The 18,956-nt window shown below is 72.1% G+C and carries 21 protein-coding genes and 1 tRNA gene; 16 read left to right on the forward strand and 6 right to left on the reverse strand.

Annotated elements, in window-relative coordinates; all coding sequences use genetic code 11:
• The first annotated feature begins 45 nt into the window (after positions 1-45).
• Genes G127AT_RS11745 through G127AT_RS11755 form a run of 3 tightly spaced genes read left to right on the forward strand, consistent with a single transcriptional unit; the run spans position 46 to position 2,869 of the window.
• The gene (locus tag G127AT_RS11745) at positions 46-672 is read left to right on the forward strand and encodes a heme-binding beta-barrel domain-containing protein (RefSeq protein ID WP_210897099.1); all 627 of its coding nucleotides are present in this window, start codon (positions 46-48) and stop codon (positions 670-672) included.
• Entirely contained in the window at positions 669-1,796 is a 1,128-nt protein-coding gene (gene ygfZ / locus G127AT_RS11750; RefSeq protein ID WP_210897101.1) for a CAF17-like 4Fe-4S cluster assembly/insertion protein YgfZ, read from the forward strand. Before G127AT_RS11745 ends, ygfZ begins: the two co-directional genes overlap by 4 nt.
• Positions 1,797-1,801: 5 nt before the next feature.
• Entirely contained in the window at positions 1,802-2,869 is a 1,068-nt protein-coding gene (locus G127AT_RS11755; protein WP_210897103.1) for an FUSC family protein, read from the forward strand.
• A 5-nt stretch (positions 2,870-2,874) separates the two neighbouring features.
• On the opposite strand, the gene G127AT_RS11760 is transcribed toward G127AT_RS11755, so the two are convergent.
• Positions 2,875-3,681, reverse strand: coding sequence for a class I SAM-dependent methyltransferase (locus G127AT_RS11760; RefSeq protein ID WP_210897105.1), 807 nt, complete (start codon positions 3,679-3,681; stop codon positions 2,875-2,877).
• An 86-nt stretch (positions 3,682-3,767) separates the two neighbouring features.
• Here G127AT_RS11760 and G127AT_RS11765 point away from each other — a divergent pair, with 86 nt between their 5' ends.
• Positions 3,768-4,514 (forward strand): phosphoglyceromutase, encoded by a 747-nt coding sequence (locus tag G127AT_RS11765; RefSeq protein ID WP_210897107.1) that lies wholly within the window; start codon positions 3,768-3,770, stop codon positions 4,512-4,514.
• A gap of 48 nt (positions 4,515-4,562) precedes the next feature.
• Here the strand turns inward: G127AT_RS11765 and phoU are convergent, their stop codons facing one another.
• Positions 4,563-5,216, reverse strand: a complete 654-nt coding sequence (gene phoU / locus G127AT_RS11770) for a phosphate signaling complex protein PhoU (RefSeq protein ID WP_210897109.1) — start codon at positions 5,214-5,216, stop codon at positions 4,563-4,565.
• A gap of 177 nt (positions 5,217-5,393) precedes the next feature.
• Here phoU and G127AT_RS11775 point away from each other — a divergent pair, with 177 nt between their 5' ends.
• From G127AT_RS11775 to G127AT_RS11785, 3 genes are read left to right on the forward strand one after another with little or no spacing between them, the layout of a single operon-like run.
• On the forward strand, positions 5,394-6,593 hold the full coding sequence (locus G127AT_RS11775) for a sensor histidine kinase (protein WP_210897111.1): 1,200 nt from the start codon (positions 5,394-5,396) through the stop codon (positions 6,591-6,593).
• Positions 6,590-7,270: a response regulator transcription factor gene (locus tag G127AT_RS11780; protein WP_210897113.1), complete on the forward strand. Its 681-nt coding sequence runs from the start codon at positions 6,590-6,592 to the stop codon at positions 7,268-7,270. Before G127AT_RS11775 ends, G127AT_RS11780 begins: the two co-directional genes overlap by 4 nt.
• 47 nt (positions 7,271-7,317) lie before the next feature.
• On the forward strand, positions 7,318-7,725 hold the full coding sequence (locus tag G127AT_RS11785; RefSeq protein WP_210897115.1) for a DUF2510 domain-containing protein: 408 nt from the start codon (positions 7,318-7,320) through the stop codon (positions 7,723-7,725).
• Positions 7,726-7,774: 49 nt separating this feature from the next.
• Here G127AT_RS11785 and G127AT_RS11790 read toward each other — a convergent pair whose 3' ends face one another.
• On the reverse strand, positions 7,775-8,287 hold the full coding sequence (locus G127AT_RS11790; RefSeq protein WP_210897117.1) for a DNA modification methylase: 513 nt from the start codon (positions 8,285-8,287) through the stop codon (positions 7,775-7,777).
• A gap of 160 nt (positions 8,288-8,447) precedes the next feature.
• Here G127AT_RS11790 and G127AT_RS11795 point away from each other — a divergent pair, with 160 nt between their 5' ends.
• The 4 genes from G127AT_RS11795 (at position 8,448) to rlmB (ending at position 12,717) form a co-directional block, all read left to right on the forward strand.
• Positions 8,448-8,930: a CarD family transcriptional regulator gene (locus G127AT_RS11795; protein WP_210897119.1), complete on the forward strand. Its 483-nt coding sequence runs from the start codon at positions 8,448-8,450 to the stop codon at positions 8,928-8,930.
• Positions 8,931-9,012: 82 nt separating this feature from the next.
• A complete protein-coding gene (gene ispD / locus G127AT_RS11800) occupies positions 9,013-10,176 on the forward strand; it encodes a 2-C-methyl-D-erythritol 4-phosphate cytidylyltransferase (protein ID WP_244857555.1) in 1,164 nt (387 codons plus the stop codon).
• Positions 10,177-10,285: 109 nt separating this feature from the next.
• Entirely contained in the window at positions 10,286-11,701 is a 1,416-nt protein-coding gene (gene cysS, locus G127AT_RS11805) for a cysteine--tRNA ligase (protein ID WP_210897121.1), read from the forward strand.
• Positions 11,698-12,717: a 23S rRNA (guanosine(2251)-2'-O)-methyltransferase RlmB gene (rlmB, locus tag G127AT_RS11810; protein ID WP_210897123.1), complete on the forward strand. Its 1,020-nt coding sequence runs from the start codon at positions 11,698-11,700 to the stop codon at positions 12,715-12,717. The genes cysS and rlmB overlap by 4 nt, the downstream gene beginning before the upstream one ends.
• A 12-nt stretch (positions 12,718-12,729) precedes the next feature.
• On the opposite strand, the gene G127AT_RS11815 is transcribed toward rlmB, so the two are convergent.
• The gene (locus G127AT_RS11815; protein ID WP_210897125.1) at positions 12,730-14,046 is read right to left on the reverse strand and encodes a DUF4032 domain-containing protein; all 1,317 of its coding nucleotides are present in this window, start codon (positions 14,044-14,046) and stop codon (positions 12,730-12,732) included.
• Positions 14,047-14,121: 75 nt separating this feature from the next.
• Positions 14,122-15,225 (reverse strand): ABC transporter ATP-binding protein, encoded by a 1,104-nt coding sequence (locus tag G127AT_RS11820; RefSeq protein ID WP_210897127.1) that lies wholly within the window; start codon positions 15,223-15,225, stop codon positions 14,122-14,124.
• Between the two features lie 279 nt (positions 15,226-15,504).
• Between G127AT_RS11820 and G127AT_RS11825 the strand changes: the two genes are divergently transcribed.
• From G127AT_RS11825 to G127AT_RS11835, 3 genes are all read left to right on the forward strand, one after another.
• Positions 15,505-16,437, forward strand: coding sequence for a DsbA family protein (locus tag G127AT_RS11825; protein WP_210897129.1), 933 nt, complete (start codon positions 15,505-15,507; stop codon positions 16,435-16,437).
• A gap of 36 nt (positions 16,438-16,473) precedes the next feature.
• Positions 16,474-16,546, forward strand: a tRNA-Thr gene (locus G127AT_RS11830).
• A 12-nt stretch (positions 16,547-16,558) separates the two neighbouring features.
• Positions 16,559-17,509: a DMT family transporter gene (locus tag G127AT_RS11835; RefSeq protein ID WP_210897131.1), complete on the forward strand. Its 951-nt coding sequence runs from the start codon at positions 16,559-16,561 to the stop codon at positions 17,507-17,509.
• 15 nt (positions 17,510-17,524) lie between these two features.
• Here the strand turns inward: G127AT_RS11835 and msrB are convergent, their stop codons facing one another.
• Positions 17,525-17,926, reverse strand: a complete 402-nt coding sequence (gene msrB, locus G127AT_RS11840; protein ID WP_210897133.1) for a peptide-methionine (R)-S-oxide reductase MsrB — start codon at positions 17,924-17,926, stop codon at positions 17,525-17,527.
• A 179-nt stretch (positions 17,927-18,105) separates the two neighbouring features.
• Between msrB and G127AT_RS11845 the strand changes: the two genes are divergently transcribed.
• Both G127AT_RS11845 and G127AT_RS11850 read left to right on the forward strand, forming a co-directional pair.
• On the forward strand, positions 18,106-18,369 hold the full coding sequence (locus G127AT_RS11845; protein WP_244857556.1) for a DUF3263 domain-containing protein: 264 nt from the start codon (positions 18,106-18,108) through the stop codon (positions 18,367-18,369).
• 27 nt (positions 18,370-18,396) lie between these two features.
• A complete protein-coding gene (locus G127AT_RS11850; RefSeq protein WP_210897137.1) occupies positions 18,397-18,939 on the forward strand; it encodes a LytR C-terminal domain-containing protein in 543 nt (180 codons plus the stop codon).
• Positions 18,940-18,956: the final 17 nt, after the last annotated feature.

Here is an 18,956-nt window from a genome sequence, read left to right on the forward strand (position 1 = left end):
AGCGGCGTGGTCGTCTACAAGCTCTTCCGGGGCCAGCGCTAAGCGATGATCGAGCTGCCCGTCGATCTGCCGGCCGAGCTCGTCCCGCTCTCCTGGCTCATCGGAGTGTGGGAGGGCACGGGCGTCATCGACTACGCGATCGACGAGGGCGTGCACGTCACCCGCGAGTTCGGGCAGCGGCTGAGCTTCGGCCATGACGGTCTGCCGTATCTGAACTACACCTCCTCGGCCTGGCTGCTGCCGGCCGACGGCGAGGGCGGCGCCGATGCCGAGCCCGAGCCCCTCGGCGGTGAAACGGGGTACTGGCGCCTCGACCGCCCGCTCGAGGCCGGCGACCCCGGCCCCGGCATGCTCCCCGCCCGCGGCGAGCGCCCCTATCCCGACGCCGAGTCGGTCGAGCGGCTCCGCAACGCCGACGGCGGCTTCGACCTCCAGGTGCAGATCGTCCAGCCGGGCGGGGTCGGCGAGCTGTACCTCGGCCAGGTGAAGGGCCCGCGCATCGACCTGGCGACGGATGCCGTCATGCGCGCCCCCGGTGCGAAGGAGTACGCGGCGGCCAGCCGCCTCTACGGCCTCGTGGACGGGCATCTCCTGTGGGCGTGGGACATGGCCGCGCTCGGCAACCCGCTCGTCAGCCACGCATCCGCCCGCCTCGCGAAGGCCGCCGGATGACCGCCTCCCCGCTCCTGTCCGTCCCCGGCGCCGTGCCCGCCGAGGGTCGCGACGCCGGCATCGCCGCCCACTACGGCAACCCGCTCGTCGAACAGCGCGAGCTCGAGGCCGGGCGGGCGATCGTCGATCTCTCGAATCGGGGCGTCGTCGCCGTGAGCGGCCCCGACCGCCTCGGCTGGCTGCACTCCATGGCGAGCCAGGCCCTCCAGCACCTCGCGCCCGGCGAGAGCGCCGAGGCGCTCTTCCTCGACGCCAACGGGCACGTCGAGCACGCCGTGCACCTCGTCGACGACGGCGAGACCGCCTGGCTCGTCGTCGAAGGCTCCGAAGCGGCGGCGCTCGCCGGCTTCCTCGACCGGATGCGGTTCATGCTGCGCGTCGAGGTCGCCGACCGCAGCGCCGAGTTCGCCGTGATCGGCGGCTTCGGCGACGCCCTCGCCCAGGCCCCGGCCGGGGCCGCACCCGACTGGGCCGACCCGTGGGCCGCGCTGCAGCGCGGCGGCCACCAGTACGCCCGCGAGGCGGAGCATCCGGCATCCGCATGGCGCTGGCGCGAACGCATCGTCCCCGCCGCCGCGCTCGACGGGCTCGCCGCCGAGGCCGCGGCCGGGCGTGTGCGGCTCGCCGGCACGCTCGCCCTCGAAGCGCTCCGGATCGCCGCGTGGCGGCCCCGCCTGGCCGCCGAGGTCGACGAGAAGACCGTGCCGCACGAGCTCGACTGGCTGCGCAGCGCCGTCGACCTCGGCAAGGGCTGCTACAAGGGCCAGGAGACCGTCGCGAAAGTGCTGAATCTCGGCCGGCCGCCGCGCAGGCTCGTCATGCTGCACCTCGACGGCAGCGACACGATCCTGCCGGAGCCGGGCGACGCGGTCGTCGCGCTGAAGGATCAGGGCGACGGGGAGCCGGAGCGGCGCACGGTCGGCCGGGTGACGAGCGCCGGCATGCACCACGAACTCGGGCCGATCGCGCTCGCCGTCGTCAAGCGCGCCGTGCCCGCCGGCCTCGAACTCATCGTCGAAGCGCACGGCGTCGACGTCGCCGCCGCCCAGCAGGAGATCGTCCCGGCCGACGCGGCATCGGCCGTCGACGTGCCGCGCATCCCGCGCCTCGGCCCGCGGGCGTGAGGCGCGTGAGCCCGGCGCCCGCACTCGCGTCCGGGTGGCGGCGTCTCGTCGAATCGACCCCGGGGATCGTGCAGATCTCGGTGACGGCGCTGGCCTCATGGGCGTTCGCACACTACGTGCTCGGCCATCCGTACCCGATCATCGCGGCCGTCGTCGCGATCACCGCGCTCGGCTTCGTCGCGGACACGCGGCCTCTGCGCGTGCTCGAGACGGTCGCGGGCATGACCCTCGGCATCGCCCTCGCCGAGCTCCTCCTCATCGCCTTCGGCCCGGGCGTCGTGCAGTACGCCGTCGCGCTCGTCCTCACCCTTTCGGTGGCGCGCTTCGTCTCGGCGACGCCGGGCTTCGCGATCTCGGCGGCCGTGCAGTGCACCCTCGTCATGATCATGCCGGCGCCCGACGGGGGGCCGTTCACGCGCACGATCGACGCCCTGATCGGCGGTGCGGCGGCCCTCGCGGCGACCGCCCTCATCCCGCGCGATGCGGGACGGGCGGCGATGCGAGCCGGCCGGCGGCTCATCGGCGAGCATGCGGCGGTGCTCGATGCCCTCGCGGATGCCCTGGCGCACGGCGACGCGCCCGCCGTCGAAGCGGTGCTCGAACGGGCCCGCACGATCGACGCCGCGGTCGAGTCATGGCGGACGGCGGTGGATTCCGGCATCGCGATCGCCCGGGTGTCGCCGTTCGCGAGGCGCCGCCGCTTCGACCTCGAACGCCAGCGCGGCATGCTGACGGCGATGGATCTCGCCACCCGCAATCTGCGCGTGGTCGCCCGCCGATCCGCCTGGGCGGCGCGCGAGGGAATCCCGAAACCCGAACTCGGCGACCTCGTCGGCCGGGTCGGGCTCGTCGCCGGCATCCTCGCCGACTCCCTCGACGACGTCTCGCTCGCGGCCGTTGCCCGGCAGTCGCTCTCCGAGATCGCCAAGCACCTCGACCCGGGCCGCATGCTGCCGGCCGAGGCGATCGCGGAGCAGAACGTCGTGCACGCGCTCCGGCCCTACACGGTCGACCTGCTGCAGGCGACCGGCCTCGGCATCGACGAGGCCAGGGGGCGGCTCGCCCCGCTCTGACGCGATCAGCCCGGCGCGACCGCCGACCACGCGACGGTGAGCTCGCCGAGCCTGGCGCGCCGGCGCGGCCCGAGCAGCGGCCAGCCCTCGCGGCGCAGCGCGTCGACGGTCGCGATCCACCGCTGCGAGGCGCCGTACACCGAGAGCGGCGCGTGATGCATCCACGCCCGGTCGAGGGCGGTGAGGAAGGTATGGACGGCCTCGCCGGGCACATTGCGGTGGATGAGCGCCTTCGGCAGCCGCTCGGCGACGATCGAGGGGCGCTCCAGGCCCTCGAGGCGCAGGCTCACGCTGAGCGCGCGCGGGCCGGCGGCGGTCACCGCAACCCAGGCGGCGACCCGGCCGAGCTCGTCGCAGGTGCCCTCGACGAGCAGCCCGCCCGGCTGCAGGGCGGCCGTCATCCGCTCCCACGCGGCCGGCACCTCGTGCTCCTCGTACTGGCGGAGCACGTTGAAGGCGCGCACGATCGCCGGCCGCCGCCCGCCGGTGGGCAGTTCGAAGCCGCCGAGGCCGAACCGAACGGCGGCGTCGGCGGCGAAGCCCGTGCCGCCCTCGCGCACCAGGGCGAGCTGTTCGCGGGCGCGGGCGACGCGACCCGGGTCGATCTCGAGCCCGAGCACCTCCGCGTCCGCACGGCGGAGCGCGAGCCGCCGGTGCAGTTCGAGCACGGTCACGGCGCTCGCCCCGTAGCCGAGATCCACGACGAAGGGGTCGTCGGCCCGGCGCAGCACGGCCGAGTCGGCGATCCAGCGGTCGACGCGTCTGAGACGATTCGTGTTCGTCGTTCCGCGGGTGAGTCGGCCGATGGGCATCCGAGCATTCTCACAAGCGGCCGCCGAACGTTTCCTGAAGAGACGCGGGCGCGGGGCCGAAGCGGCCGCGCCGATAGGCTGGGAGCATGTCGTACACCCTCGTGCTGCTCCGCCACGGCAACAGCGAATGGAACCGCAAGAACCTCTTCACCGGCTGGGTCGACGTGCGCCTCAGCGAGCAGGGGGTGGAGGAGGCGAAGCGTGCCGGCGAGCTCCTGGCCGAATCGGGCCTCCTGCCCGACGTGCTGCACACCTCGGTGCTGACCCGGGCCATCCAGACGGCGAACCTCGCGCTCGACGTCGCCGACCGGGCGTGGATCCCGGTGCGGCGCTCGTGGCGGCTGAACGAGCGGCACTACGGCGCCCTGCAGGGCCTCGACAAGGCCGACACGCTCGAGAAGTACGGCCCCGAGCAGTTCCAGACCTGGCGGCGCTCCTTCGACACGCCCCCGCCGCCGCTCGCCGACGACAGCGAATGGTCCCAGGCCGGCGACCCGCGCTACGCGCTGCTCTCCGACGACGAGCTGCCCCGCACCGAGGCGCTCGTGAACGTCATCGAGCGGCTCCTGCCGTACTGGCAGGACGACATCATCCCCGACCTCGCCGACGGCAAGACGGTGCTCGTCACCGCGCACGGCAATTCGCTGCGCGCGCTCGTCAAGCACCTCGACGGCATCTCCGACGAGGCGATCGCCGAGCTGAACATCCCCACGGGCATCCCGCTCGTCTACCGCCTCGGCGACGACTTCCGCCCCGAGGGCCCGGGCCGGTACCTCGACCCCGAGGCCGCTGCGGCCGGCGCAGCCGCGGTCGCCGCCCAGGGCGAGAAGTAGGGGTCGGCGGCGCCCGCTCCCGGGCGCCGCGCGATCCGCCCAGCCGGCTCAGGCGTCGTCGGGCACCCAGTCGCCGGTCGCGAGGTACTGCACCTTCTTCGCGATCGAGACGGCGTGATCGGCGAATCGCTCGTGGTAGCGGCTCGCGAGGGTCGCGTCGACGGTGTCGACGGCCTCGCCCTTCCAGGTCTCGCCGAGCACCTTGTCGAAGACGTCGAGGTGCAGGGCGTCGATCTCGTCGTCCTCGTTGCGGATCTCCTCGGCGAGCTTCACGTCCTCGGTGCGCAGCAGCTCGACGAGCTTGCGCGCGATCTCGACGTCGAGCCGGCCCATCTCGGCGAAGGTCGGCCTGAGCGTCTTCGGCACGACCTTGTCGGGGAAGCGGTACCGGGCGAGCTGCGAGATGTGCGTCGACATGTCGCCCATGCGCTCGAGCGAGGCGCTGATGCGTAGCGCGCTCACGACGATCCGCAGGTCACGGGCGACGGGCTGCTGCCTGGCGAGGATCGTGATCGCGAGCTCGTCGAGGGCGACGGCCCGGGCGTCGATGCGGTCGTCGTCGGCGATGACCTCCTCGGCGAGACCGACGTCGGACTCGTTGAAGGCGCGGGTGGCCTTGTCGATCGAGTTCGCCACGAGTTCGGCGATCTCGACGAGACGCTCCTGCACCTCGGCGAGCTCCTGCTGGAACACTTCACGCATCGTCTCTCACGTCCTTCTTCCGTTCCGCGGCGCGGTCGAGCCCCGCACGGGGCGGTCCGGCCATCCTCCCGGCGCAAGGTGAACAGCGGGTGCCGGGATGGCGAACACTGTCTAACGTAGCGCCGGACGGGGCCTTTCCGGCCGGTGACGGGCAGGGCGCCTGGTTATGGTTGAGCCATGGACTCCACCTGGTTGGTGCTGGCCGCGCTGGCACTCGGCCTCTTCGTGGGCTCCGCGTTCGTGGTCGTGCTGCACATGGCGGAGCTGCGCGGCAGCAATGCCGTGAAGGTCGTGAACCCCGTGGTGCCCGATGGGGTGGATCAGGTGCTCGACGCGCTCGACTCCGCCGGCCTCGTGCTCGACCCGTCGAACAACGTCTTGCGCGCATCGCCGGGGGCGCTCGCGATGGGGATCGTGCGCAATCAGGCGGTCGTGCATCCCGAGCTTCTCGAACTCGTCGACCGGGTGCGGCGCACGGGCGAGCCGGAGAACGCGGAGCTGCAGCTCGCGCGCGGGCCGTTCGCCGATGCGCCCATGCTGCTGAGCGTGCAGCTCGCCCGCCTCGGCACCAGGTTCGTGCTGCTGCTGGCCGAGGACCGCACTGAAGCGCAGCGCCTCGACGAGGTGCGCCGCGACTTCGTCGCGAACATCTCGCACGAGCTGAAGACCCCGATCGCCTCGGTGAGCCTGCTGGCCGAGGCGATCGACTCGGCAGCCGACGATCCCGAGCAGGTGCGCCGCTTCGCCGAGCGGCTCGGCGCCGAGGCCGGGCGCCTCGCGCGCATCACGAACGAGGTCATCGAGCTCTCGCGGCTGCAGGCCAGCGAGGCGGTGAACGCACCGCGCCTCGTCGACGTCGATGAGGTCGTGGCCGCTGCGGTGGATCAGAACCGCGTCGTGGCCGGGGCGAAGCACGTCGAGGTCGCCGTGCGTGCGAAGACCGGCGCCCGCGTCTACGGCGACCCGGCGCTGTTGTCGGTGGCCGTGCACAATCTCGTCGCCAATGCGATCGCGTATTCCGAGGAGGGCGGCCGGGTAGGCGTCGGGGTGACCGCCTCGGGCGGCGCGGTCGAGATCGCCGTCACCGACCAGGGCGTCGGCATCGAGCCGGCCGAGCTCGATCGCGTGTTCGAACGCTTCTACCGGGTGGATCAGGCCCGGGCCCGCAACACCGGCGGTTCGGGGCTGGGGCTCGCGATCGTGAAGCACACGGTGCAGAACCACGGCGGCGATGTGCGCGTGTGGTCCCAGCCCGGCCGCGGCTCGACCTTCACCGTCCGCCTGCCCGAGGCCGAGGAGCCGCCGGAGGCCGAAGCACCCGCAGACCCGGCATCCGACCCGGCATCCGCCGCAGAACCCGAGGAGACCCGCCAGTGACCCGTATCCTGCTCGTCGAGGACGAGACGGCCATCTCCGAGCCCCTCGCCTTCCTGCTCGAACGCGAGGGTTACGAGGTGGGCATCGCAGGCGACGGCCCCGCCGCGGTCGCCGCGTTCGAACGCGGCGGCGCCGACCTCGTGCTGCTCGACCTCATGCTGCCGGGCATGCCGGGCACCGAGGTGTGCCGGCAGATCCGCACGCACTCGCAGGTGCCGATCATCATGCTGACCGCGAAGGATTCCGAGATCGACATCGTCGTCGGTCTGGAGCTCGGCGCCGACGACTACGTCACGAAACCGTATTCGACGCGGGAACTGCTCGCGCGCATCCGCGCCGTGCTGCGGCGGCGGACCGAGGCGGCGGATGCGGGCGATGCCGTGCTCGAGGCCGGCCGGGTGCGCATGGACGTCGACCGTCATGCCGTCGAGGTCGACGGCATGACGGTGCCCATGCCGCTGAAGGAATTCGAGCTGCTCGAGCTGCTCATGCGCAACGCCGGCCGGGTCATGACCCGCGGCCAGCTCATCGACCGGGTGTGGGGCGCCGACTACTTCGGCGATACGAAGACGCTCGACGTGCACATCAAGCGCATCCGGGCGAAGATCGAGCAGGTGCCCTCCGAGCCGGTGCAGCTCGTGACCGTGCGGGGGCTCGGCTACCGGTTCGAGGCCTGAGGCGCCTCGCCCTTGCGCCGCAGGACCGGGCGGGCCAGCATCGAGGCATGACTTCGAACGCACCGGCCGGCTGGTACGACGACGGGGGTGGACGCACCCGCTACTGGGACGGCGCCGCGTGGACCGATCGCTTCGTCGACGACCCCGGGCAAGCCTCGGTCGCCACGGCGGCAGAGGCTCCGGCGAAGGCGGGATCGCCGATGCTCGGCCTCATCGGCCTGGGTCTGGCCGTCGTCGCCCTGGTCGGCGTCGCCCTGCCGTGGATGCTCGTCGAGCTCATCGGCGGGGTGCTGCTCATCGCCGCGTTCGCGGTGACGATCGTGGCGTTTTCACGACGGGGTCCGCGGTGGCCGGCGATCGCGGCCATCATCGTGTGCGTCGCGGCCGTCGTGGTCGCCGCCGTGATGTTCGTGATCGGCTTCATGGCCGGGTACGCCGGAGCGGTCTCCGGGTAGCCACGGCCGGGCGCGAGGCCCGTCGGCGCAGGGCCAGTCGGCGCGGGGCTCAGTCCGCGTCGGCGGTCGGCTCGGGCGTCTGCTCCGGCACGGCCTCGAGGACGGCCGCGTACTCGGGCAGGGCGCCGTCGAGGACGGGCACGAGGTGCTCGCCGCCCTCTGCGGTGCCGTACTGGAAGTAGAGGGCCGAGAAGTCGCCGGCGGCGACGCCGAGGTCGGCGATCGGCAGTGCGGGTTCGTCGGCGCCGCCGAAGACGATCGACGTGCCGGCGGGGATGAGGAGCGTCTGCGTGACGCGCTCGCCCGTCGCGTCCTCGTACTGCACGGCGAGGTCGACGTCGGCGTCGGTCGGGTTCGTCACCGTCATCGCGAGCGCGGCGGACTCGCCGTCATCGGTGAGGAGCAGGGCGTTGCGCACGTGCACCGAACCGATGTCGGCGTTGATGCCGTCGCTGGCGGCATAGTGCTCGGTCGTCGCCTGCGGGGTGATGAAGGTGCACCCTGATGCGCCGATGGCGATGCCTGCTGCCAGAGCGATGGATGCCGCGAAACGCGCCTTCACAGAACCTCCAAGATCACGGACGTCGGCGCACGGAACATCGGCGCACGACGGTGGGAACGAAGCGAGTCTAGCCTACCCGGCGGCGCGCGCCGGCGAGGGTCGCAAACCTTAGCACGAAGCCGCTGTGGTATCCTGAAAGTTGCCGAAAGGACAACGATTCATGCTTTTTGAGGTTGGCGAGACCGTCGTTTACCCCCATCACGGTGCTGCAACGATCACCGAGGTCAAGAAACGCATCATCAAGGGCGAAGAGAAGCTGTACCTGAAGCTGAACGTCACCCAGGGCGACCTCGTCATCGAGGTTCCGGCCGAGAACGTCGACCTCGTCGGCGTCCGCGACGTCATCGGCAAGGAGGGCCTCGACCAGGTGTTCGAGGTGCTCCGCGCCCCCTTCACCGAGGAGCCGACCAACTGGTCGCGCCGCTACAAGGCGAACCTCGAGAAGCTGGCTTCGGGCGATGTCATCAAGGTTTCGGAGGTCGTGCGCGACCTGTGGCGCCGCGATCAGGATCGCGGGCTCTCCGCCGGCGAGAAGCGCATGCTCGCGAAGGCACGTCAGATCCTCGTGTCCGAGCTCGCCCTCGCCGAGAAGACGGACGAGGAGAAGGCCGCGGGCCTGCTCGACGAGGTGCTCGCCTCGTAATCGTCTGCAGCTCGCGAACGGGTCGGCCGGTGGCCGGCCCGTTCGTCGTCTGCGGGGTTCGCGGGCCGGTTACCCTCGGAGGGTGAGCACCGTCCATCTCGCCGTGATCGTCGTCGCCGCCGGCTCCGGCACCCGGCTCGGCGCCGACGCGCCGAAGGCCTTCGTCGACCTATCCGGCCGCACCATGCTCGAGCGGGCATGCGCGAGCGTCGCAGCCCTCGCCGAGCCCGTCGAACTCGTCGTCGTCGCTCCCGAGGAGCGGCTGGGCGAGGCCCGGGCGGTCGCCGCCCGGGCCGGAACCGAGGGCGCGGTCGTCGTGGCCGGCGCCGCGACGCGCCAGGGTTCGGTCGCCGCGGGGCTCGCGGCGGTCGCGCCCGGCATCGAGACCGTCCTCGTGCACGACGCCGCCCGTGCGCTCGCGCCGACGGCCCTGTTCGCGCGGGTCGCCGCGGCCGTCCGCGAGCACGGCGACGGGGTCGTGCCCGTGCTCCCGGTCGTCGACACGATCAAGCGGGTGGATGCCGGAGGCGCCGTCCTCGGCACCGTCGACCGCTCCGAGCTCGCAGCCGTGCAGACGCCTCAGGGCTTCCCGCGGCAGCTGATCGAACACGCCTTTGCGGTCGCCGGCGCCGAGCACACCGATGACGCCGCCCTCGTGCAGTCCGCGGGCGGCACCGTCCGCGCCGTCGCCGGCGAGGAGATCGCGTTCAAGATCACGACCCCCGCCGACCTCGAGCGGGCCGAGCGCCTGCTCGGCGGCCCCGCGGCATCCGCCCCCCGCATCGGCACGGGCGTGGACGTGCACGCCTTCGCCGACGACGACTCCGTCCCCCTGTGGATCGCGGGCCTCGAGTGGCCGGGGCAGACGGGCCTGGCCGGCCACTCCGACGGCGACGTCGTGGTCCACGCGATGTGCGACGCCCTGCTCGCGGCGGCCGGCCGCGGCGACCTCGGTGCGATCTTCGGCACCGCCGACCCCGCCTTCGCCGGCGCCCATGGCGAGGTCTTCCTGCGGGAGACGCTCCGGGTCGTCGGCGAGGCCGGCTTCCGGGTCGGCAGCGTCAGCGTGCAGCTGATCGGCAACCGCCCCAAGCTCGGCACCCGCCGGGCCGAGGCCGAGGCGCTGCTCTCGGGCGTCCTCGGCGCCCCCGTGAGCGTCGCCGCGACGACCTCCGACGGCCTGGGGTTCACGGGGCGGGGCGAGGGCCTCGCGGCGATCGCCACCGCGATCGTGCACGCGGCCTGATCCGTCGCCGGCTCGCGGCCGGGGGCCCGCCCGGACCGCCGGCCGCTCGCGATCGCATCGCCCGCGTCACACCGCGGGTCGCCGCAGCCGCCGCCGGTAGGCTTGACGGGTGACGATCCGCCTCTACGACTCGAAGGCCCAGGCCCTGCGCGACTTCGTGCCCCTCAGGGAGGGTGCCGTCGGCATCTACGTCTGCGGCCCGACGGTGCAGTCGAGCCCGCATATCGGGCACCTGCGGAGCGCCCTCGTCTACGACGTCATGCGGCGCTGGTTCGAGCACCGGGGCCTGCGCGTCACCTACATCCGCAACGTCACCGATATCGACGACAAGGTGCTCCTGAACGCCGCCGAGACCGGCGAGGAGTGGTGGGCGCTGGCCTACCGCGTCGAACTCGAGTTCACCGCGGCGTACCAGACGCTCGGCATCCTCGCGCCGAGCTACGAGCCGCGCGCCACGGCATCCGTTCCCGGCATGCAGGAGCTCATCGCGCGCCTCATCGATCGCGGCCACGCCTACGTCGCCGACGACGGCTCGGGCGACGTCTACTTCGATTCGGGATCCTGGCCGGCATACGGCGAGCTCACCCGGCAGTCCCGCGATCACATGGAGGCCGCCGCCGACGCCGACCCGCGCGCCAAGCGCGACCCGCGCGACTTCGCGCTCTGGAAGGGGCGGAAGGCCGACGAGCCCGCCTCAGCCGTCTGGACCTCGCCGTGGGGCGACGGCCGCCCCGGATGGCACATCGAGTGCTCGGCGATGTCGACCCGCTACCTCGGGCCCGAGTTCGACATCCACGGCGGCGGGCTCGACCTGCGTTTCCCGCACCACGAGAACGAGCTCGCCCAGTCGGCCGCGGCCGGCGACGGCTACGCGCGGTACTGGGTGCACAACGGCCTCGTGAACGTCGGCGGGCAGAAGATGTCGAAGTCGCTCGGCAACTCCGTCTTCGCCGCCGAACTGCTCTCGCTCGAGACGCCGCTGGCCGTCCGATACCTGCTGGGAGCCGCGCACTACCGGTCTACGATCGACTACAGCCCGGCCGCGCTCGGCGAAGCCGCCGCCGCGGTCGAACGCATCGCCTCCTTCCTCGAACGCGTCGAGCGCCGCTTGGCCGGCACCCGCTTCGACGGCGCAGGCGCCCCCGTCGTTCCCGACGCGTTCGGCCGGGCGATGGACGACGACTTCGGCGTGCCGCAGGCCCTCGCGGTGCTGCACGACACCGTGCGCGCCGGCAACCAGGCCCTCGACGACGAAGAGCTGCACGAGGCCGCCGCGGCCCACGGCGCCGTCGGCGCCATGGTGCAGGTGCTCGGCATCGACCCCCGCGACGAGCATTGGCGTGCGGCGGATGCCGGGCCGGCATCCGGAGCCCTCGGCGTGCTCGTCGAACGCCTGCTCGCCGAACGTTGCCTCGCCCGCGAGGACAAGGACTACCAGGCCGCGGATCGCATCCGCACCGAGCTCGCCGACGCGGGCATCGCCATCGAAGACAGTCAGACCGGAACGCATTGGAGCCTCGGATGAAGGGCAGCGGAAAGCCTCGCGCGGGAGCCGTGCGCAAGACGAAGAAGGGCTCGCAGGCAGGCACCGGCGGGCACGGCCGCAAGGCCCTCGAGGGAAAGGGGCCCACGCCCAAGGCCGAGGACCGCGCCTGGCACCCCGCGGGCAAGCGCAAGGCCGCGGCCGAGCGCTACCGCGCCGCAGGAGGCAGCGGCAAGCCCGGCGGCGGGAGCCGGCAGGCGCCGCGCGGCGCGTCCGGAGCGTCCCGGCGCGCCAAGAGCGGCGATGAGTCCGAGATCGTGACCGGCCGCAACTCGGTCGTCGAAGCGCTGCGGGCGAAGATCCCCGCCCAGACCCTCTACCTCGCCGCACGCATCGAGATGGACGACCGCGTGAAGGAGGCCTCGAAGATCGCCGCGAACCGAGGCATCCCGATCCTCGAGGTCATGCGCCCCGAACTGGACCGCCTCGCCGGCGAGGGCGGCGTGCACCAGGGCATCGCCCTCAAGGTGCCGCCGTACGAGTACGCGCACCCGGTCGAACTCCTCGACGAGGTCGTCGCCCGCGGGCAGACCCCGCTCTTCGTCGCCCTCGACGGCGTCACCGACCCGCGCAACCTCGGCGCCATCATCCGCTCCACGGCGGCCTTCGGCGGCCAGGGCGTCATCGTGCCCCAGCGCCGCTCGGTCGGCATGACGGCCTCGGCGTGGAAGACCTCGGCCGGTGCGGCGGCGCGCGTGCCCGTCGCGATGGCGCCGAACCTGACGCAGACGCTGAAGGCGCTGAAGGAGCGCGGCCTGTTCGTGCTCGGCCTCGACGGCGGGGGAGACGTGAGCCTGCCCGGCCTCGACTGGGCCGAACGGCCGCTCGTCGTCGTCGTCGGCAGCGAGGGCAAGGGGCTCTCGCGCCTCGTCACCGAGACGTGCGACGCGATCGTGTCGATCCCGATCGAGAGCTCGACCGAGTCGCTGAACGCGGGCATCGCCGCCTCGGTGACCCTCTACGAGATCGCGAAGCTGCGGGCCGCCGCTTCCGAATAGGCGGCCGGTCTTTCAGACCTTCGAACGCCAGTCGTCTTCGTCGTCGTCGTCGACGGGCACCGTGCCCGTCGCCGGCGCGATCGCGTCCAGCGCGGTCGTCACCGTGCCCGTCGGCGGGTTGAACATCGCCGCCTCGTCGCGGCGGTGCGCGAGCACCGTCGACAGGTAGCTCGTCACGGCCTCCGCGAGCGGGACGTCGCGACCGGCTTCCTGCGAGAGCCGGCGTCGGTGGTCGAGGAGTTCGTGGAAGACCTCGGCCGGTTCGAGCTTACCGCGCAGCTCCACCGGCACCGCCCGCACGACCGGTTCGAAGACGCGCACGAGCCATTCGTGCGCGACGACCTCCTCGTCGAGGTCGTTCTTCTCGAAGGCGGCGCGGTACGAGTCCAGGTCGTTCAGCAGACGGCGCGCCTGGTTCTCGCCGGTGTCGAGCCCGGTGAGGCGGATGAGCCGGCGCTGGTGGTGGCCGGCATCCACCACCTTCGGCTGGATGCGCACCGTCGAGCCGGTGTCGTCGGTTCTGATCTGCAGCTCCTCGATGTCGAAGCCGAGCTCGTTCAGCCGCGCCACCCGCTCGTCGATCCGCCACCGTTCGGCCCGTGGGAACGACTCCGAGCCCGTGAGCTCCTGCCAGAGCCTGCGGTACGCCTCGAGGATGCCGTCGGAGATCCGCACCGGGTCGAGCTCGTCGGAGACCCGCCCGCCGGCCTCGAGGTCGAGCAGCTCGCCGGCGATGTTCACCCGGGCGATCTCGAGGTCGTGCTCGCGCTGTCCGTCCGAGAGGCCGTGCTCGTAGAGCTTGCCGGTCTCGGCATCCACGAGGTAGGCGGCGAACGCACCCGCATCCCGCCGGAACAGCGTGTTCGACAGCGACACGTCGCCCCAGAAGAAGCCCACGATATGCAGCCGCACGAGCAGCACCGCGAGCGCATCGACCAGGCGCGTGGCGGTGTCGGGCCGGAGGGTCTGCGAGAACAGGGCGCGGTAGGGCAGCGAGAACCGCAGGTGCCGGGTCACGAGCACGGGTTTCAGCGGATCGCCGTCGGCGTCGCTGCGGTTCGTGATCACCGCCAGCGGCTCGACGCAGGGGATCTCCAGCCGCTGCAGGGCGCGCAGCATCTCGTACTCGCCGCGCGCGAGCTCCGCCGTCGTCTCCTTGACCGCGATGACGTGGTCGCCGAGGCGGGCGAAGCGCACGAGATGGCGGGAGATGCCCTTCGGCAGGGCCGCGATCGCTTCGCTCGGCCAAGCTTCGAGGGGCACATCCCACGGCAGGTCGAGCAGGGCCGAGTCCACCGTCGCCGCCGTGATCGAGAGCGAGCCGCTCATCCCGTCCTCCCCGGTGGATGCCGCACGGCGGGCGGCCCCGCGAAGGAGCCGCCCGCCGTCATGCGATGCGTGCGATCAGGCCGCCGCGACGACTTTGCCGCCCAGGCGCTCGCCCGACTCGACGTCGAACACGTGCACGTGGCCCGGGGTCGGCGCGAGGTAGACGGTGTCGCCGGCGAAGGGGTGGGCGCGGCCGTCGACGCGGGCGACGATGTCGGTGCGCTTGCCCTCGACCTCGGAGTGACCGTACAGGTACCCGTCGGCGCCGAGCTCCTCGACGAGGTCGACCTTGACCTCCAGGCCAGTGCCGGGGGTGGTCGAGACCGCGATGTCCTCGGGGCGCACGCCGACCGTCACCTGCGGGGCGCTCGTGGCCGCGAGCGCCTCGCGCTCGACCGGGACGACGGCCTCGCCGAAGCGGATGCCGCCGTCGGCGATGTCGGCCGGGAAGAGGTTCATCGCCGGCGAGCCGATGAAGCCCGCGACGAAGACGTTGTTCGGCGACTCGTACAGGTCGCGCGGGGTGCCGACCTGCTGCAGCACGCCGTCCTTCAGCACGGCGATGCGGTCGCCCATCGTGAGGGCCTCGGTCTGGTCGTGCGTGACGTAGACGGTCGTGACGCCGAGGCGGCGCTGCAGCGAGGCGATCTGGGTGCGGGTCTGCACGCGGAGCTTGGCGTCGAGGTTCGACAGCGGCTCGTCCATGAGGAACACCTGGGGCTGGCGGACGATCGCCCGGCCCATCGCGACGCGCTGGCGCTGGCCGCCCGAGAGGGCCTTGGGTTTCCGGCCGAGGTAGTCCTCCAAATCGAGGAGCTTGGCGGCCTCGAGCACGCGTGCGGCCCGCTCCTCCTTGCCGACGCCGGCGATCTTCAGCGCGAAGCCCATGTTCTCGGCCACCGTCATGTGCGGGTAGAGCGCGTAGTTCTGGAAGACCATCGCGATGTCGCGGTCCTTCGGCGGCACATCGGTGACGTTGCGGTCGCCGATGAAGATATTGCCCTCGTTGACCTCCTCGAGGCCGGCGAGCATGCGGAGCGAGGTCGACTTGCCGCAGCCGGACGGGCCGACGAGCACGAGGAACTCGCCGTCGGCGATCTCGAGGTTCAGCTGGTCCACGGCGGGGCGGGTGCCGCCCGGGTAGACGCGGGTTGCGTGGTCGAACGTGACGGATGCCATGATCGGGTTCTCCTTCACCGGCAGGTACGTGCCGGACGATCCGTAGTGAATGGATGATCTGCGCCGACGCCATCGGCGACGCGACCCTCAGTATGCCACCATCCCTGGTGGGCCGTGCAACCGTGTCGGGGCGGGCCGGGGCGGCTCTCGCCGAGCATCCGCCGTGCATCCGAACACCGCCCGCTCCGCCTTGGACGATTCCCAGACACCGGCCCTACTATCGTGGAGGCGCGGGCCTGGGATGCTCGCGCAACCCTTGTCGACCGGAGTGACCACAGCATGACGTACGGCGGACCGAATCAGCCTCGCCCCACGCGGAACCAGCGCCGCGATGCCGCCCGTGAGAAGGCGCGCGCCCTCCGCGAGCAGCAGAAGAAGCGCGAGCGCCGCAACAAGGTCCTCCTGCAGGGCGGGATCATCGTCGCCGTCGTCGTCGTCGCCGCGCTCGTCGTGACGCTCATCATGCAGAGCGTCAAGCCCGCCGGCCCCGGCCCGAAGAACATGGCCAGCGACGGCATCGTCCTCACCGCAGGCGAGGATGGCGGCGTCGGCTATGTGGAGACCCCCGCGATCCCCGCCGGCGAGAAGCCGACGCCCTCCGAGCCCGACACGAGCGGCGACATCGCCAACATCGTCATGTACATCGACTACCTGTGCCCGTACTGCGGTCAGTTCGAGCAGGCGAACGCCGACACCATCCGCACGATGGTCGAAGAGGGCGCCGCGACCGTCGAAGTCCACCCGATCGCGATGCTCAACAACAAGTCCGCCGGCACCCAGTATTCGCTGCGCGCCGCGAACGCCGCCGGCTGCGTCGCCGAATACGACCCCACCTCGTTCCTGGACTTCAACGAGGCGCTCTTCGCCGACCAGCCCGAGGAACTCTCCACGGGCCTCACGAACGACCAGCTCAAGCAGCGGGCGAAGGACGCCGGCGTCGGATCCCTCGGCGAGATCGAATCGTGCATCGACGACGTGCGCTTCAAAGGCTGGGTGAACGACGCGACCACGCGTGCGATGACCGAGCAGCTGCCGAACTCCGACGAGAACCTGTCGGGCACCCCGACCGTGCTCGTCAACGGGCTCCCGTACCAGGGCTCGATCTCCGACCCCGACGAGTTCCGCTCCTTCGTGCAGCAGGCCGCCGCCGCGAGCTACTCCGAGCAGCTTCCGACCGAGTCGCCCGCGCCCACCGAAACCCCCGCCGGCTGACGCGCGGGCTAGGATGGGCGACTGGACGCACGTCCGGCCGGCTTGGCGCAATTGGTAGCGCACCGCTCTTGTAAAGCGGTGGTTGCGGGTTCGAGTCCCGCAGCCGGCTCGTGTTTGTGAGATGAGCAGAAGGACACCCCACCTCCCGGTCTGGCTCGCCCTCGTCGTCGCCGCCGGCTGCGGCGCGCTGATGGCGCTGCAGGCCCGCATCAACGGCGAACTCGGCGAGCGCATGCACGACGGCTTCGCCGCGGCCGTCGTCTCCTTCGGCGTCGGCCTCGTCATCCTCGCGGTCTGCCTCGCGGCCTCCCGTCGCGGGCGCCGAGGGTTCGCCGGAGTCGCCCGCGCCCTGCGCGAGGGCCGGCTCAGCTGGTGGATGCTGGGCGGCGGCGCCGCAGGCGCCTACCTCGTGCTCACACAGGGGCTCGTGGCAGCCTCGCTCGGCGTCGCGCTGTTCACGGTCGCGATCGTCGCCGGGCAGACCGTCTCGGGGCTCGTGATCGATCGGATCGGGCTCGGGCCGAGCGGCCGGCATCCGCTCACCCTCACGCGCGTGCTCGGTGCGGCCGTCGCCCTCGCGGCCGTCGTGTGGTCGGTATCGGGGCAGTTCGCCGCGGGCACCGCCTGGTGGACGGTGGCGCTGCCGCTGCTCGCGGGCCTCGGCATGGGCTGGCAGCAGGCCGTGAACGGCCGCGTCCGCCTCGCCGCCGACAGCGCGCTGACGGCGACCTTCGTGAACTTCGCCGTCGGAACCGCGGCGCTCGTCGTCGCGACGATCGTGCATGCGGCGATCGTCGGCCCGCCGGCGCCGCCGCCTGCGGAACCGTGGCTCTATCTCGGCGGTGCGATCGGCTGCGTGTTCATCGCGCTCACCGCAGTGCTCGTCCGCTCGACGGGCGTGCTGCTGCTCGGTCTGGCCACGATCGCCGGCCAGCTGCTCGGCGCGCTCGTGCTCGACCTCGCGGCGCCGTTGCCCGGCGAGGGCCTCGAACCGGCCACGATCGCCGGAACGATCCTCGCCCTCGCGGCCGTCGCGATCGGCTCATGGGCACCCCGGCGCGCCCGGGCGTGAGCGTGCTGCCGGCCCTCAGGCCTCGGGCGTGAACCCGAGCGAGACCGAGTTCATGCAGTAGCGGTCGCCGGTCGGCGTGCCGAACCCGTCGGGGAAGACGTGCCCGAGGTGCGATCCGCAACGGGCGCAGCGCACCTCGGTGCGCACCATGCCGAGCGAGGTGTCTTCGATCAGTTCGACCGCTTCGGGGCGCACCGACTCGTAGAAGCTCGGCCACCCGCATCCCGAATCGAACTTCGTGCCGCTCTTGAAGAGCTCTGCGCCGCAGGCCGCGCAGGTGTAGACGCCGGCTCGCTCCTCGTCGAGGAGCTCGCCCGTCCAGGGGCGCTCGGTCGCGGCCTCGCGGAGCACCGAGTACTGCTCGGACCCGAGTTCCTCGCGCCACTGCTCCTCGGACTTCGATACCTCGTAGGCCATCGCATGCTCCCTTCCGCCGTTCATCCTACGTGCCGGTGTTCCGCCGACGAACCGTACAACGTCACGATGACGCCGGCTGTTCCCGGGGCCGCCCGCAAGGCGCGCCGTCGCGCTCGGCCGCCTCTCGGGCAGGCCGTCCTAGGATGTGCAATGGCCGTTGCAGGACAGGAGGTGCGGGGATGGACGACCTGGATGACCGCTCCGCGCGCATCCTCGAGTTCGAGCGTCGCGCCTGGCAGCATCCGGGCGTCAAGGACGAGGCGATCCGAGACGAATTCGGGCTCTCCTCCGCACGGTACTACCAGGTGCTCGGCGCCCTGCTCGACGAGCCGGCCGCGCTCCGCCACGACCCCATCCTCATCCACCGGCTGCAGCGCATGCGCGACGACCGTCGCGCCGCGCGCGACCGCCGAACGCTCCAGATCGGCCGCCCGCTCGTCTGAGCTCGGCCCCGACCATCGACAGGACCCATGGCCGAACCAGAGTTCCCCCGCGATCGATTCGATTCCGTCCCGCGCGGCATCGAGCGGGTCGGCGCGCACCGCGCGCCGGTCCGGCGCCGCGGCTGGGTCGGGTTCGTCTGGGCGGCTGCGGCGACCGTCGTGCTCGCCGGTGCCGGCATCGTCGCGGTCATGATGTTCAACGACCGGCTCGACATCGCCGAACCCTCGGCGGCGAGCACCGGCTCCCCCTCGCCCACGGTCGAGCCCACGATCGACGCGGCCGTGCCCGTCATCGTCCTGAACGGCACCGAGACCGCCGGACTCGCGGCCCAGGCCGCCGAGGTGCTCGGCGGCTCGGGCATCACGATCGCCTCGACGGCCAACGCCGACGAAAGCGACATCGCCGAGACCGTCGTCTACTACGTCCGCCCCGAGCTGGAGGGGGCCGCTCGCGGTGTCGCGGGGCTGCTGCCGGAGTCCGAGGTGAAGCACGCGGAGTCGTTCGCCGAGATGGGCGCCGAGATCGTCGTGGTGCTCGGCGGAGACTACGCGACCGCCGTCGGAGGCTGAACAGAAACGCCGTGAAT

It is taken from the genome of Agromyces archimandritae (assembly GCF_018024495.1).
In the GTDB taxonomy this organism is placed as follows: domain Bacteria; phylum Actinomycetota; class Actinomycetes; order Actinomycetales; family Microbacteriaceae; genus Agromyces; species Agromyces archimandritae.

What these genes read in the sequence shown, in the direction of transcription:
- G127AT_RS11745 (WP_210897099.1), top strand. Translation starts at nt 46, where the DNA reads ATGATCGAGCTGCCCGTCGATCTGCCGGCCGAGCTCGTCCCGCTCTCC.
- ygfZ (WP_210897101.1), top strand. Translation starts at nt 669, where the DNA reads ATGACCGCCTCCCCGCTCCTGTCCGTCCCCGGCGCCGTGCCCGCCGAG.
- G127AT_RS11760 (WP_210897105.1), bottom strand. Translation starts at nt 3,681, where the DNA reads ATGCCCATCGGCCGACTCACCCGCGGAACGACGAACACGAATCGTCTC.
- G127AT_RS11765 (WP_210897107.1), top strand. Translation starts at nt 3,768, where the DNA reads ATGTCGTACACCCTCGTGCTGCTCCGCCACGGCAACAGCGAATGGAAC.
- phoU (WP_210897109.1), bottom strand. Translation starts at nt 5,216, where the DNA reads ATGCGTGAAGTGTTCCAGCAGGAGCTCGCCGAGGTGCAGGAGCGTCTC.
- G127AT_RS11775 (WP_210897111.1), top strand. Translation starts at nt 5,394, where the DNA reads ATGGACTCCACCTGGTTGGTGCTGGCCGCGCTGGCACTCGGCCTCTTC.
- G127AT_RS11785 (WP_210897115.1), top strand. Translation starts at nt 7,318, where the DNA reads ATGACTTCGAACGCACCGGCCGGCTGGTACGACGACGGGGGTGGACGC.
- G127AT_RS11795 (WP_210897119.1), top strand. Translation starts at nt 8,448, where the DNA reads ATGCTTTTTGAGGTTGGCGAGACCGTCGTTTACCCCCATCACGGTGCT.
- rlmB (WP_210897123.1), top strand. Translation starts at nt 11,698, where the DNA reads ATGAAGGGCAGCGGAAAGCCTCGCGCGGGAGCCGTGCGCAAGACGAAG.
- G127AT_RS11815 (WP_210897125.1), bottom strand. Translation starts at nt 14,046, where the DNA reads ATGAGCGGCTCGCTCTCGATCACGGCGGCGACGGTGGACTCGGCCCTG.
- G127AT_RS11820 (WP_210897127.1), bottom strand. Translation starts at nt 15,225, where the DNA reads ATGGCATCCGTCACGTTCGACCACGCAACCCGCGTCTACCCGGGCGGC.
- G127AT_RS11825 (WP_210897129.1), top strand. Translation starts at nt 15,505, where the DNA reads ATGACGTACGGCGGACCGAATCAGCCTCGCCCCACGCGGAACCAGCGC.
- G127AT_RS11835 (WP_210897131.1), top strand. Translation starts at nt 16,559, where the DNA reads ATGAGCAGAAGGACACCCCACCTCCCGGTCTGGCTCGCCCTCGTCGTC.
- msrB (WP_210897133.1), bottom strand. Translation starts at nt 17,926, where the DNA reads ATGGCCTACGAGGTATCGAAGTCCGAGGAGCAGTGGCGCGAGGAACTC.
- G127AT_RS11845 (WP_244857556.1), top strand. Translation starts at nt 18,106, where the DNA reads ATGGACGACCTGGATGACCGCTCCGCGCGCATCCTCGAGTTCGAGCGT.
- G127AT_RS11850 (WP_210897137.1), top strand. Translation starts at nt 18,397, where the DNA reads ATGGCCGAACCAGAGTTCCCCCGCGATCGATTCGATTCCGTCCCGCGC.